The following is a 14703-nucleotide window of genomic DNA, read 5'->3' on the forward strand; positions in this document are numbered from 1 at the left end:
ACGGACATCTAATTTAGTTTAAGCATGGAATCAAGGGGGACCTCTTTTTGTGCGCCATGAAGCTTTCATGGAGCATGAAATCATGGGATGGACCTCTTTTTGTGCGCCATGAAGATTTCATGAAGCACGAAATCAAGGGATGACCTCTTTTTGCGCGCCATGAAGCTTTCATGAGGCACGAATACATGAGTCGCACTTTTTTTGTGCACCGTTGCGACCGCACTGCTTTTAACGGCATGTTCCAGCTGCACAAAAAAAAGAAACCACAAAAAATATGGTTTCTCCCAAAAAACTCTATTCACGACGATTTTGCCCTTCCACTCTTACTGGTGCGGAAAGGTACCTAATTCTCTCGAGAATTCTTGCTGCCTTAAGTTGTTCTTCTTCTCCACGTTGACTATAGGTTAAATGATGGCCAAGACCATTAATATCAAAGTTTGAGGTAAAGAAAGTCGGCAAGTTTTCCACCATTCTAAATTGGAGGATAGGACCTAGTATTTCATCCCGGGCCCAACTGCTCATCGTCTCTGCCCCAATATCATCTAACATCAGAATAGGCGCTTTCTTAATAACATCTAGTTTTTCACTTACAGAATTATTGCCAATAGCATTTTTCATTTCTCGAAACAACTCTGGTACATAAACAAGCATAGAACTTATCTGACGTTTGGCCAGTTCGTTCGCGATTGCTCCAAGCAAATAGGATTTCCCCGTTCCAAAAGGACCGTGGAGATATAAGCCTTTTTGCTTTTCACCAGGAGTGTAATTTTTAATAAAATCTTTAGCCATTTTAATCGCCATTAGCCGCCCAGAATCATTCAGGTCAATATCGCCCAAAGAGGCTTTGAGGATTTCTCTAGGCACATAAAGGCTGCCAATTAGCTTTTCATTCTTTTGTTTCTCATCGTGCATAATTTTTTTCGAACAGCGGTCATATTTAACATCTATAAATTTCCCATTAAAAGCAAGGATAGGCTCGTACCCTTGCAGCATATTTTTACAGTTAGCAAGGCTGCTACACTCACTGCATCCTTTGCTCTGATTAATATATTCATGAAGCTTCATTAAACTTTTGTCAACCATATCTCTCGTGATTTCACCACGATGCTGATTTAAAAAGTCCGTTACTTGTGGGTCACTAAGCACTTCATCACGAAGGGCCTCGTATCGTTGTTGGAAGCTTTGATTGTTATTTAACTTCCTCAAGGCATCATTAATATTTTTCACCCTGTACACCTCCCCTATTTAAATTCCTTTAATTCTTCTTCAAGTAGCCTTTTTTCTTTTTCAAAGTCAAAGTCTTCTTGTTTTTGGTCTTGTTTCCCACTTATTTTACTATCCTTATTTTCACCAAACCAGTCTGGAAGAATTTCTTTACGAATTGTTTTCTTCTGTTGGGCTGGACGAGATTTTTTCTCTTCTGCCCATTCCATATATTGACGATGCTCTTTTTTCGCAAGATCCATCGCTTCCTTGACCGTCTTGATTTGCTTTCGCGCCCAATGTCCGGCAATTTTTTCGACATAACTTTTGTGTAGCTTCATATCCGTTCTGAGCATAACATATTCAATTAAAACATTCACAACTCCAGGCTGAAGCTTTTGGTTAAACATTATGTCTTCAATAATTTGTAAATCGGCCTTAGATGGAGAAGCCCCTTGAGAAAGTTGAATGAGCAGTTCTCTTGGAGAAGCCCTGTCCAAATAATGCATCAGTTTATCTTCTTGCGAAGTAGGGTTCGTTACAGTGGATTGATATTGAACGGGCTGTGTACGCTCGAGTAGCGCTGGCAGCTGATCTTGATGCTCAAACTGGTACCAATCTCTAGCTGCTTTACGTAGCTCATCAATATCTATTTCACTATCAGGGTTAAGGGCACTTAAGATAATGTTTTTCATTTGAATGGAATCAATTCCATAAAGAAAAGCCAGATTGCTAATTGCTTCTTTTACCCGTTTCGTTAATGCTTCCTTTGGAACAAGCGATTCATTTAACCCTGCGGATAAAAGATCAAAATCAAATGTCTCTGCGTCGACTTGAATTCCTGCTGGGTCCGTACGTCCGATAAAGGTCTGACCTTCTTCTGGTTCAAACTCCCCCACTGAATCACTATGATACCGTAGAGTGTCAGGTGAAGCGGAAACAAAGACCTCCTGGAATGCTCTTGTTACCTCCGCATACTTCTCCTGCTGACCTACCGTTTTATCGGTAAAGAAACGTTTTAATCTAAAAAACTGATTTTTACCCACTTTACGATATAAATAAATATTTAGCATCCCATCAAGAAAGAATTGCTCTGGAGTTAATGGTGGCTGTAACTCATAAATGAATGAACGTTCTTCATCATCGTTCTTCACGTAGGTCTTTAGCAATCCCATTCCTTCAAGTTTAAGGCGTGCTTGATAGATCTCTTTCAAGTTTAGGTCAAGAAGAGTCATTAAACTATGATGTGTAGTAGATTCAGACCATAGACGGCTTTCCTCAAGTTCTGTCCAAAGAGTCATATATAAACTGAGACAGACTGGTCCAATTAAAGGCTGATATAAGAATGTCAGCACTTTCCGGTCATATTCGTGTAACAGCCCATTTGATGCAACGACATATTGATCAATCGGCAATAATTCCTGCCAGTGCTGCGCCATATCTTTCCCCCCTTTAATAAAAATTCTTTTTTGTTAAAGACTGTTGTTAAAATCCCAAGGCCGTTTTTTACGTGCGAAGAACTATTTGGACGATAAAAAAATATAAGTTCGTTTAATTTAAAAAATCTCTTTTATATAAGGTAGGGTTTGCCATATCGAATATAATCTTAGACTTGTTGTATCAATTTATTTAAAAAAGAAGGCAAGCCCTTAATTTGAGTAACCAGCTATAGAAAATAAGGGGAAATTTTCCCGTTAAATGCAGATTAGAGCTCGTTTTCGGGTAAATAGAGGGATTTTTTCCCTCTATACAAAGCAAAATTACCCATTTTCAGGCTTCTCGATTCAAATAAGGGGAATCTCTCCCTCTATTTTAGCTAATTTCAGTGCCATTCACTAAATAAGGGGAATTTATTCCCTTATTTATCAGATCAAAGTGCTAACTTAAACAACAATGATTGAGCACAGGGCTTGATAAAAAAAGAGCCAAGGATTCCCCTTCAGCTCGGCTTATGATTGTTCCTTTTTAATGAGTTCCTTCAATTCATCTATAAAAACGTTTATATCTTTAAATTGTCGATAAACAGAAGCAAACCTGACATATGCGACCTCATCAACCTTCGCTAGCCTGTCCATGATCATTTCACCAATTGATTCACTTTTCACCTCTGAAATACCATTGTTTCGAAGTTCCTTTTCAACTTCTGAGACAATGTCTTCGAGTTGCTTTAAGGCCACAGGACGCTTTTCACAGGCTTTTATTAAACCCCTTAATAGTTTTTCCCTGTTAAACTCTTCCCTAGTTCCTTCTTTTTTTAACTACAATTAAAGGAATATCCTCTACCTTTTCAAAAGTAGTGAAGCGATAGGAACAAGCTTCACATTCCCTTCTTCGCCGAATCGATTTTCCCTCATCAACTGGACGGGAATCAAGCACACGGGTCGAACTATTGTGACAGGATGGACATTTCATGTATATCTCAACTCCGGAATTTCGATTATGTAACCTGTTATAAACTCATCACAACTGATTATCTAATTATATCTTATAAAAAAGTCAAAGTCTCTACAACTGTTTATCCTAACATATAAATAAATAAGCTTGCCATTCGTTCTGGCAAGCTTACAAATATTGAGTATTTTACCTTTAACGCACTTTAATCTTTGAGCACTGATGCAATTCTTTTGCCACGTATTTGGCAAGATCAACTACTCTGCAAGAGTAGCCCCATTCGTTATCGTACCAAGCAAGTACCTTCACTTTATTAGCACCAATTACCATGGTTGAAAGACCATCGATGATTGCTGAGTGATCATTTGTATTAAAATCAATAGATACGAGCGGTTCATCTGTAAAATCAAGGATCCCTTTTAAAGAGCCATTTGATGCCGTAACAAAAGCCTCGTTAATCTCATCCATTGTAACCTCTCGCTTCAAATCAACCACTAGGTCAACGAGTGATACATTTGGTGTTGGTACCCTTAAGGCCATCCCATGTAGCTTTCCCTTCAACTGCGGCAAAACGAGCGAGAGTGCTTTCGCGGCCCCAGTTGAGGTTGGAATGATGGATTGACCACATGAGCGTGCACGCCGTAAATCTTTATGAGGGTTATCAATATTTTTTTGATCATTTGTGTATGAGTGAATGGTAGTCATCAACCCATTTTCAATTCCAAACTGTTCATCTAAAACTTTAGCAACTGGAGCAAGGCAATTCGTTGTGCAGGATGCATTTGAAATGACATCATGCTTTTCAAGATTTAACTCGCTTTCATTAACACCCATCACAATGGTGATGTCTTCATTTTTTCCAGGTGCGGTTAAGATGACCTTCTTCGCTCCTGCATCTAGATGCAAACTCGCTTTATCCCGAGAATTGAATTTACCGGTTGCCTCTATGACAATATCAATCTCTAACTCTTTCCAAGGCAGTGATTCTGGGTTGCGATTATTTAGAATCCTAACTCGCTTCCCATTAACAATCAAAGCCTCTTCTTCAGCTCTTACATCTGCCTCGAATTTCCCATGGTTAGAATCATATTTGATTAAGTGTGCTAATGTTTCAGCTGGATAGCTGGCATTGATTGCCACAATTTCAAGATTATGATCAAGAATGGCTTTCCTAAAAACCATCCTTCCAATTCTTCCAAACCCATTAATTGCAATTTTAGCCTTCATGCTACGGCTCCTTCCACATTAATGTTATACTTTTGTTCCACTTATTTGCTAATAGTATAACATATTAATTTCTATTTGTGATAAATAAACGCATACATTTTAAAATATCAACAAAATTACAAAATTATGTTTCATTAAGCATAAAAAAAGGAAACCTATTAGGTTTCCTTAAATGCCCCAGCGCATTAAAATCTGCTTTAATTGCTGCTCAGTTTCCTCAATTGTGCCATTATTATCAATCACTTCATCAGCATATTCTACCTTATCCTTTAGAGGCATTTGCGAATTGATCCTTGCTTGTGCTTCTTTTTCACTTAAGGAATTCCGCTGCATTAATCTCTTAAGCTGTGTTTCTTCGTCAACAAACACTAGTAAGATTTTATCTGCCATATATTGTAGTTTACTCTCGATTAAAAGAGGGATATCTAAAATAATCGCCTTTTCCCCGCTTTGTTCAGCTTTTTCTTTTTTAGCATGCATTCTTCCTCGAACAGCCGGGTGGACGAAAGAATTTAAAGCCATTCGTTTGGCTTCATCATGAAAAACGATAGCCCCAAGCTTTTCTCGGTTAAGAGATCCATCCTCGTCAAGAACCTCTACCCCAAAATATCCAACTATGTCATTATAGGCTTTTTCTCCTTTTTCAACTGCAAGTCTTGCCTCAATATCTGCATCAATGACGGTCATTCCCATCTCGGTCAGCATCTTAGATACCGTGCTTTTTCCGCTTGCAATACCGCCAGTTAGTCCGATTGTTAACGACATATTTATAGTTCCTTTCTGCTTAGAGCTTGAAAATTCCAACAATAATCAACAGAAGTCCAGGAAGAAAACTAATCTTCTGAACCCAGCTATAGCCTGATAAAAAGATTCCCGCTTTCATTCCCGCGAATACAAATGTCGAGCTCATAATTGCTGCTGCTGCAGCAAGAGAAAGAGGGGAAAAACCTAACATTGCTGCCCCAATTCCGGCTCCAAACGCATCGAGTGAAAGAGCCATCCCGAGCATAAGCGCTTCAATACCGGTAATTGTTCCCGAACGGTCAAAGTCTGCTGACATTGGCTTTCTCAATATATTAATGACGATACCTAGCGATTGAATTTCAAAATTAATTAACGTCTTCTCGTCATGTTTTGCTGGCTCAGCATGATCTGGGCGAAAAAATTGATATAATATCCAAGCTCCCATTAGAATCAAAATCAAGCCTCCCAGTTTACCTGCCAAATATGCTGGAAGAACTTTCTCGAGAAATTCGCCAAGTGTCATTGCAACCATTAAGACCCCGGCTGAACAAATGGCAATGGTGAAAATTGACTTAAAAGGAATCTTTACATTTCTTAATCCATAAGTAAATCCTACACTAAAACTGTCAAGACTGACAGCGAAAGCAAGCAAAAGTAATGAGACAATCTGAACCATGGAAAAGCCTCCTCCTGTCAATCGCTACAATAGTATATGGAGTAAGCCTATCCATGGTTAAACGAAAACGTTAATGATGATCATATTGATCAAACTCTTACCTTTGTTCTACTCTTTTCGCTGACATTTTGGACAGAAGTGGGTCCCTCGTCCCCCGACCACTGTTTTTTCCATTTCGGTGCCACAATTCTTACAGGGTTCACCTTGGCGCCCATATGCATACAGTTGAAGTTGAAACATCCCAATCTGCCCTTGTGAATTGATATAAGAACGAATCGTGCTCCCGCCTAATTTAACAGCCTCCGACAGTGTATTCACAATTTCTTGATGTAAGAGTTCGATTTCTTCGTCCGTTAGTGTTGAGGCAATCCGTTCCGGGTGAATCTTTGAACGAAACAGTGCTTCATCAACATAAATGTTGCCTAAACCCACTAAAACCTTCTGGTCGAGCAGAGCGGGCTTTACCTTTCTACTCGTCTTCCTGAGATTTACTTTGAGCCCTTCAAGCGTAAATTCATCGGAAAATGGCTCAGGTCCAAGCCCAACAAGCGGAGCCTGCTTGAACTCTTCACCTTTTTTATATAAATGAAAAGTACCAAATTTACGAACATCCTTATAGCGCATTTCACTTCCATCGGTAAACTTGAAGATGGCATGTGTATGCTTGTCTACCGGCTCATCAGCTGAAAACACACCATATTTCCCTTCCATTCTTAAATGGGAAATCAGCGCATAATCTTCCGTATAAAAAATGAGGAACTTCCCTCTTCTACCGATATCTAAAATACGCTGACCTCGAAGTGCATCAGTAAATTGCTCAAGTTCCCCGGGATGCTTTACCATTTTGGGCCAATGAACAGCAACATCTTGAATTTCTTTTCCAATGACTAGTGCTTCTAATGTTTTTCTAACTGTCTCTACCTCTGGAAGTTCCGGCAAGTTATTTCCCTCCGTGATTACTTTGCATCAAACCAGGTCGGACCATATGCATAATCCACTTTTATTGGAACCTTTAAATCAACTGCATTTTCCATTACATCTGGTACGATGTGTTTAAGTTTCTCGATTTCCTCTTCAGGTGCTTCAAAAATTAGTTCATCGTGCACCTGCAATAAGAGCCTAGATTTGAGTTTTTCTTGTTTCATTCTCTCTGCCATATCTAGCATAGCCTTTTTAATGATATCCGCAGCACTCCCTTGAATAGGAGTGTTCATAGCGGTCCTCTCAGCAAAGCTTCTAATATTAAAATTCCGGCTTGTAATTTCAGGTAAATATCTCCTACGCTGAAGCAATGTTGAAACATACCCCTTTTCCTTAGCATCACGGACGATTTCATCCATATATTCCTTAACACCAGGATAGCTCTTTAAATAGCGATCGATAAACTGGGAAGCTTCCTTACGTGTAATATTTAAACTTTGTGACAACCCATAATCGCTTATCCCATAAACGATCCCAAAGTTAACTGCTTTAGCATGTCGTCGCATATTGTCGGTCACTTCGTCCGCTTCAACATGAAAAACCTCCATTGCGGTTCTCGTATGAATATCTAGTCCTTCTTGGAAAGCTTCTATCAGCTTTTCATCACCAGCAATATGAGCGAGTACCCTTAATTCGATTTGAGAGTAGTCAGCAGCAAATATCACCCAACCTTCTTCAGAAGGGACAAACGCTTGGCGAATTTTCCTCCCTTCCTCTAATCGAATTGGGATGTTTTGCAGATTTGGATCTGTCGAGCTTAATCGTCCAGTTTGTGTTAGAGCTTGGTTAAACCTTGTATGAACCTTGTCCGTATCAGGATTAACAACCTTTTGAAGCCCCTCTATATAGGTTGATTGCAACTTTCCAAGCTGACGATAGTGAAGTATTTCCTGAATCACCTCATGCTTAGAAGCCAATTGCTCTAAGACATCCGCACTTGTTGAATACCCCGTCTTTGTCTTTTTTATTGGTGGAAGTCCAAGCTTTTCAAACAGGATCACACCAAGCTGTTTCGGGGAGTTGATATTGAAAGCCTCTCCAGCATGTTGAAACACTTGTTTTTCGATACGGTCTAGCTGGGCACCAATTTCCATCTCCATCTTTCTAAGTCGTTCCGTATCCAGTTTAACCCCTTGATACTCCATATCAGCTAGAACGAGGGAAAGTGGCATTTCCAGTTCACTGAATAACTCATATTGCTCGTTTTTATGTAGCTCTTTGGCAAGCTGACCTTGTAATTCATAAATCGCGGCGGCTTTTCGGGATAAGTGTTCCGCCAGCTCGCTTTCTTCTGGAATCCCTCGTTTAGCTCCTTTACCATAGACACTCATATCGGGTTGAACATGCGGGTATCCGTGGAGTTTCGCAACAGCTGCAAAATCCTCTGGAGATTCTGATGGATTGAGAATATAAGAAGCTAGGAAGACATCAAAGTCTACTCCTACCAAATGAATGCCATGATGACGCAATGCAACCTCCGAGCGTTTTGCATCATATACATATTTCTTGCTACGCTCATCTTCCGACCACCGTTTGAAAACATCCGATTCAATCGCTTTTTTTGCAGGTAAATAAAAATTGCCCTTCTCATTCGCAATTGAAAACCCTACGATAGGAGCATAATGATAATTATCCTCTAGGATTTCAACATAAAATCCATTTTCCGCCGCAAATAGATCTTCCGTTATCTCGTCAGGGGTGGTATATTCAATTTCTTTAAGTTCGATGCTTTCACTAAGTTCGTCAGCGCCTATCTTTTCCAGTAAAGAATTAAATCCAAGTTCTTTGAAAAACTTCGCTAGTTCTTCTCGTTGATACCCTTCATATTCAAGCTCGGACAACTCAATCTGTACCGGAGCTTCTTTTGTGATCGTTGCTAATTGCTTACTCATCATTGCCTGGTCTTTAAACTCTTCAAGCTTTTCTTGGAGTTTTTTCCCACTCACCTTTTCAATTGATGAAAGTAAGTTTTCAACTGTCGAGAATTCTTTTAAAAGTTTGATGGCCGTCTTTTCACCGACTCCAGGAACACCTGGAATATTGTCTGATGGATCCCCCATCAATCCTTTCATATCCCTTATTTGGTCGGCTGAAAGCCCATATTTTTCTTTTATGTGATCAGGTGTATAATTCTCGATTTCAGTAATACCCTTTTTCGTAATACTAACGGTTGTCTTATCTGTGCTAAGCTGTGTAAGGTCCTTATCTCCTGAGATGATCTTCACTTCGAATCCATCCCGTTCTGCAACAGTAGACAATGTCCCAATTATGTCATCTGCCTCATAATTCTCAAGCTCGTATTGGGAAATCCCGTAAGCCTTTAGAAGCTCGCGGACAAAAGGAAATTGCTCAGATAATTCCGGTGGAGTCTTTTGCCTACCACCTTTATATTCTGTAAACGTGGCATGTCTAAACGTTGTTTTCCCCGCATCAAAGGCCACTAAAATATGAGATGGCTTCTCGTCCTCAAGAATTCTCATCAACATCATCGTGAAGCCATAAACTGCATTCGTATGTATACCTTTTTCATTATTTAGCAATGGAAGCGCAAAAAACGCTCGATAAGCAATACTGTTTCCATCAATTAGCACTAACTTTTTTTCCATTATTCTCCTCCTATTTTCTACATGAAAAAGCCGTTATTTTCTTTCTTTATTCTATCATGAGCTAGAATAGAAAGAAAAATAACGGCATTTTTCGTTACGCTAATTTTACGCCAATCGACTATTAACGGTTAACTTTAATTAATATGGCTCAGTTAAAGGACGATGTTTATTTTGCCAGTTGATTGTAGCGGAAGGTGCTTGACTCCTGCGGGAGCAGCGGGACAGGTGAGACCCCGCAGGAGCGAAGCGACGAGGAGGCTCACCGCACGCCCCGCGGAAAGCAAGCACCTGGAGCGGAAATCAACATACTTTTTAAAAGAACCATAAATGGAAACAACAATTTTTCAGAAAATAATACAGTTTTAATCTGTATACCCCGTTAAAATACGAGCATATGGTGAATCGGATGGCAGGATGATTACTGTATCATCACCGATGGTCTTCTTGTATGATTCTAATGTCCGATAAAGGGAATAGAACTCTGGGTCTTTTGAAAAGGCAGTATTATAAACTTTGGCTGCTTCTGCCTCTCCCTCACTTCGAATTTCCTCTGCATCGGCTTTTGCTGTCGCAAGCATTTCATTTACTTCCTTATCTGTCTCAGCCTCAATCCGATTTTTTCTGGCATCACCTTGTGACAAATAATCTTGAGCAGTTGAGTGACGCTCAGAGATCATCCGCGTAAATACAGACAGTTCATTCTCTTCAGGAAGGTCAGTACGCTTCATTCTGACATCTGTTACGCTTATTCCATAGTTGTCATTAGAAAGCAATTCATTTACTTTTTCCGTAATTCGGTCATTCAAGGAACCCCTTGATGACTTTTCGTCGTTAATAATCTCATCGTAGTCTAATTGTCCCAATTCCGTTCTGGTGACCGAGTAAATAAATTCTTCCATACGAGATTCTGCCGCCTGAACCGTCCGTGCATTGGCAATCATTTTTTTCGGGTCCTCAATTCTCCAGACCGCATAGTTATCAATCAAAATACGCTTTTTATCCATTGTGTTAATTTCAGCTTGAGAGACATCATACGTCATCTGATATTTGGGTAAAGTTGTTACACTTTGAATAAAAGGGATCTTATAGGATAATCCTGGTTCACTGTCAATTCTGACGACCTCACCAAACTGACGGATAACCTTATATTCTCCTTCTTTAACAACAAAAAGATTACTAAATATAAAGCCTAATAATACTAACAAAAGTAAAATAAACAACCCAAATTTTGTATACTTATTCCAACCAAAACTCATCTTATTTGCACGTTCATTCATATCGATAATGTTATCATCAGCCATTAGTATCATCGCTCCCTTCTACATTGGGCTTTGGCTGTTCTTTTTCAAGTGGCCGGATCGGGAAATACTTCATGGTATTCCCATCATCATTCATTATATAAATCTCAGCTCCAGGAAGAACCTGCTCAAGCGTCTCGATAACTAGTCGCTCACGAGTAATTTCTGGATTTCCTTTATACTCACCATATAAAGCGTTGAAAACGGCAACGTCCCCGCGGGCACGTTCAATCCTAGCAGCCTTTTCCCCTTGAGCCCTTGAGATGAGAGCATCCTTTTCGCCTTCCGCTTCATTGACTTTTTGGTTGCGATACTTATTAGCCTCATTTATTTTTGTATTCATTGTTTCCCGAGCATCTGTTACATCGGTAAATGCTTTTCGAACATCATCATTAGGTAATTCCACATCCTGAAGCTTTACCGCAAGAATGGAAACACCTATATCATATTTTTCTATTAGACTAGTCAGAAGATCACGAACTTCTGCTTCAATCTCTGCTTTTCCAGATGTAAGAGCATCGTCTATTTTAGAATTCCCAATGATACTTCTAACTGATGCAGACGTAGCATCATATAAGACTTCTTCAGGAGAATCGGAGTTAAATAAATATTTCTCTGGATCCGTGATTTTCCACTGAACGACTAGATCGGCCAGAACAATGTTTTCATCCCCAGTTATCATTTTCGTTTCGTCTGGAAAATCTTGAATTTCCCCATCTTTTTCCTCATAGCCAAATTGTAAGCTGAAGGTTTCCTTAGATAAGGTTTCAACTGATTGTATTGGCCAAGGCAATTTAAAGTGAAGTCCTGGTTCACTTATACCTTCTTCAACTTCCCCAAATGTTAAAATAACTGCCTGCTCTGATTCATCTACCGTGTACCAACTTGTTAATGCAACGAGCACTAACAAAGCTGCTAGTATGACAGCACCGGAGACTACATATAATTTCCTCAAGCTCACCCATCTCTCCCCCTTCTATTTATCTATTTGTAATACGGTTTGAACGCCTAATAAGTTTCAAAATTTTCTATCCTATTTTGTTGGTAAATTCTTTGAAAAAGTTAGAATAAAGGTTGTCCCAACACCAATTTCACTCTTTACATCAATTGTCCCTTTATGAACTTCCATAATATGTTTAACAATTGCAAGCCCCAGACCTGTCCCCCCGGAGTCCCTGCTTCTTGCCCGATCAATTCGATAAAAGCGTTCAAAAATTCTTGGGATTTCACTTTTTTTCATCCCAATCCCTGTATCTTTTATTTTGACGGTAACTGTCTCTTTTTGGTTTTCAACCTCTAAAGAAACAAGCCCACCACTAGGAGTATAGGTAATCGCATTCGTAATTAAATTTATGAACACTTGCTTTAATCGGTCCGGATCGCCTGTTATCAAACTGTTAGGTGTATTGGTTTTTAGAGTCAAATTTACATTTTTTTCAGTCGCCGCACCTTTCAGAATCTTTATTACATCGGAAACTTGTCCATTAATATCAACTTCCTCAAGGTTTAATGCGAAACCATGTTGTTCAATTCGAGTCAACTCGAGTAAGTCGTGAATAAGGGATTGGAGACGATTGCTTTCTTTTAAAATAATCGTTAGAAAGTCTTCTAATGCCTGTTTGTCATTCATAGCCCCATCAAGCAATGTCTCAGAAAAACCTTTAATCGAAGTGATTGGTGTTTTTAACTCATGCGAAACATTTGCCACAAAGTCTTTTCGGACCTGTTCTAATTTCTTTAACTCTGTTATGTCATGAAAAACTAATAATACCCCTTTCCAGACATTGTTAGAGCTAATAATTGGAACGCCATAAACCTCGAAATATCGCCTTTCTATCACTAACGGAAGAACCACTTGTTTCTTTAGCTTTTGTTCGGTCATGAAAATTTCTTCAATTAACGAACTAACTTCTTTATCCTTAATGACCTCATGATATAACTTGTACAGGTATTCACCAGGGTTGACATTAAATATTTCTTTATATGTTTTATTAATAAGATTAATATAGCCTCGGTTGTCAATTAGAATGAGGCCACTTCCCATGTTTTCAATCAGGGTTCTAAGCCTATCCTGTTGAATCTCTTGAGACTTCATCGCATCCTGTAAGTTTCGAGCAAGGATATTAATAGATGCACTTAACATACCGGTTTCATCAATATGATCTTCATAAGTCCTTGCCCGGTAGTTCCCTTTAGCTAATTCAATCGCTACATTTGTTGCTGATTCAATTGGCTTTGTATATCTTGAAGTGATTTTAGAGCCAAGCATAATAATTACCAGCAGTGCCATACCAAGACTTACACTTAGAATCCACCATAATTGACGATAGGCTTGTTTCAGTTCATCTACCTTTGTTGCAAGTAAGAGATATCCTTCAGTTTGTTGATTATGTTGAAGGGATTGCCAGTAATATTGCAATTGATTTCCATCCGAATATCTCCCTACTATATCCCCTTCACCCTTTTCAGCTAGTACTTTGCTGATTAGCTCCTCGTTCTTTGGGTTATTAGCTAAACCTGATTCGGTATCATACAAAATTTCACCTTCTGCTGCAACGATTGTGATGCTCGTATTCAGGATTTCGCTAAATTCATCCAATTCCTGCCTATTTAAAGAAGACAACCCGCCGCTTTTTGCAATGATTGCTGAAATCATTTGAGTTTCATTTTCCAAACGTTCATTGAAGTTTGTTAGATAATAATTTTTAAAAAGCTGCCCTAGCACAATTCCCAATCCGAGCAATACGGCAATAATCAAAGTTATTAAAGCAAACAGTAAACGTGTTCGGTATTTTGTCATTCTTTCTTCGGTTCCTCTAGCTTGTAACCTAGCCCGCGGATTGTTTTTATATAAACAGGTTTTTTTGAATTCTGTTCGATTTTATCTCGGAGGTGACTAATATGTACGTCCACTATCCGCGAATCTCCAGCAAAATCATACTTCCAAACCTTACTTAACAGTTGATCCCTAGTTAAAACGCGCCCCTTATTTTTTGCTAGGTAAACAAGAAGTTCAAATTCTTTTGGTGTAAGTTCAAGCAATTTCTCCAAAAAGTACGCTTCGTAATTGTCGGGTAGAATTTTCAAGTCACCAATGCGAATTTCTTCTGATTCTTCCTGCCCTTTTTCCACTTCAGGCGTAAACTGAGCACGACGAAGAATCGCCTTTACTCTTGCTACCACCTCCCGGGGACTAAAGGGTTTCGTCATATAGTCATCTGCACCTAGTTCCAGTCCGAGAATTTTATCGAATTCATCATCCTTTGCTGTCAACATAAGAATCGGTGTCATGACTTTTTGTTGGCGAAGACGTTTACAGACTTCAATGCCGTCTAGTTTCGGTAACATTAAATCAAGAATAACTAAATCAGGTTTTTCTACTAATGCCATCTGTTCTCCTAATTCACCATCCATTGCTGTAACTACTTCATAGCCCGACTGTTCAAGATTGTATTTCAACAAAGTTAAGATTGATTGTTCATCATCCACTACCAATACCTTGACCATTAATATCCTCCAATTTCAATATATATAACTTGGTTTTACTTTCCCTTCAATTATAAACCTTAAAGAAGAT

At 39.1% G+C, this 14703-nt stretch carries 11 protein-coding genes and 1 pseudogene; all 12 read right to left on the bottom strand.

Annotated features, from left to right (window positions below; genetic code table 11):
- Nucleotides 1-294: 294 nt before the first annotated feature.
- Nucleotides 295-1227 carry a primosomal protein DnaI gene (gene dnaI / locus BMX30_RS04260; RefSeq protein WP_090741512.1) on the bottom strand — a complete coding sequence of 311 codons (933 nt, stop codon included), beginning with the start codon at nt 1225-1227 and terminating at the stop codon, nt 295-297.
- 14 nt (nt 1228-1241) lie between these two features.
- On the bottom strand, nt 1242-2642 hold the full coding sequence (locus tag BMX30_RS04265) for a replication initiation and membrane attachment family protein (RefSeq protein ID WP_090741514.1): 1401 nt from the start codon (nt 2640-2642) through the stop codon (nt 1242-1244).
- 510 nt (nt 2643-3152) lie between these two features.
- Nucleotides 3153-3615: pseudogene (gene nrdR / locus BMX30_RS04270) on the bottom strand (transcriptional regulator NrdR).
- A gap of 174 nt (nt 3616-3789) precedes the next feature.
- Nucleotides 3790-4821, bottom strand: a complete 1032-nt coding sequence (locus BMX30_RS04275) for a glyceraldehyde-3-phosphate dehydrogenase (RefSeq protein ID WP_090741517.1) — start codon at nt 4819-4821, stop codon at nt 3790-3792.
- Between the two features lie 168 nt (nt 4822-4989).
- Nucleotides 4990-5586, bottom strand: a complete 597-nt coding sequence (gene coaE, locus BMX30_RS04280; RefSeq protein WP_090741519.1) for a dephospho-CoA kinase — start codon at nt 5584-5586, stop codon at nt 4990-4992.
- Nucleotides 5587-5605: 19 nt separating this feature from the next.
- Nucleotides 5606-6241: a sporulation membrane protein YtaF gene (gene ytaF, locus BMX30_RS04285; RefSeq protein ID WP_090741521.1), complete on the bottom strand. Its 636-nt coding sequence runs from the start codon at nt 6239-6241 to the stop codon at nt 5606-5608.
- A 108-nt stretch (nt 6242-6349) separates the two neighbouring features.
- A complete protein-coding gene (mutM, locus tag BMX30_RS04290) occupies nt 6350-7180 on the bottom strand; it encodes a DNA-formamidopyrimidine glycosylase (RefSeq protein WP_090741523.1) in 831 nt (276 codons plus the stop codon).
- A gap of 17 nt (nt 7181-7197) precedes the next feature.
- Nucleotides 7198-9828: a DNA polymerase I gene (polA, locus tag BMX30_RS04295; RefSeq protein WP_090741525.1), complete on the bottom strand. Its 2631-nt coding sequence runs from the start codon at nt 9826-9828 to the stop codon at nt 7198-7200.
- A gap of 362 nt (nt 9829-10190) precedes the next feature.
- Nucleotides 10191-11129 carry a protease modulator HflC gene (hflC, locus tag BMX30_RS04305; RefSeq protein ID WP_090741530.1) on the bottom strand — a complete coding sequence of 313 codons (939 nt, stop codon included), beginning with the start codon at nt 11127-11129 and terminating at the stop codon, nt 10191-10193.
- Nucleotides 11122-12087, bottom strand: coding sequence for an FtsH protease activity modulator HflK (hflK, locus tag BMX30_RS04310; RefSeq protein WP_090741532.1), 966 nt, complete (start codon nt 12085-12087; stop codon nt 11122-11124). The genes hflC and hflK overlap by 8 nt, the downstream gene beginning before the upstream one ends.
- Nucleotides 12088-12159: 72 nt before the next feature.
- Entirely contained in the window at nt 12160-13926 is a 1767-nt protein-coding gene (pnpS, locus tag BMX30_RS04315; protein ID WP_090741534.1) for a two-component system histidine kinase PnpS, read from the bottom strand.
- Nucleotides 13923-14633: a response regulator transcription factor gene (locus BMX30_RS04320; protein WP_090741536.1), complete on the bottom strand. Its 711-nt coding sequence runs from the start codon at nt 14631-14633 to the stop codon at nt 13923-13925. The genes pnpS and BMX30_RS04320 overlap by 4 nt, the downstream gene beginning before the upstream one ends.
- Nucleotides 14634-14703 lie beyond the last annotated feature (70 nt).

Origin of the sequence: Mesobacillus persicus (assembly GCF_900109925.1) — a bacterium.
Classification (GTDB): domain Bacteria; phylum Bacillota; class Bacilli; order Bacillales; family Cytobacillaceae; genus Mesobacillus_B; species Mesobacillus_B persicus.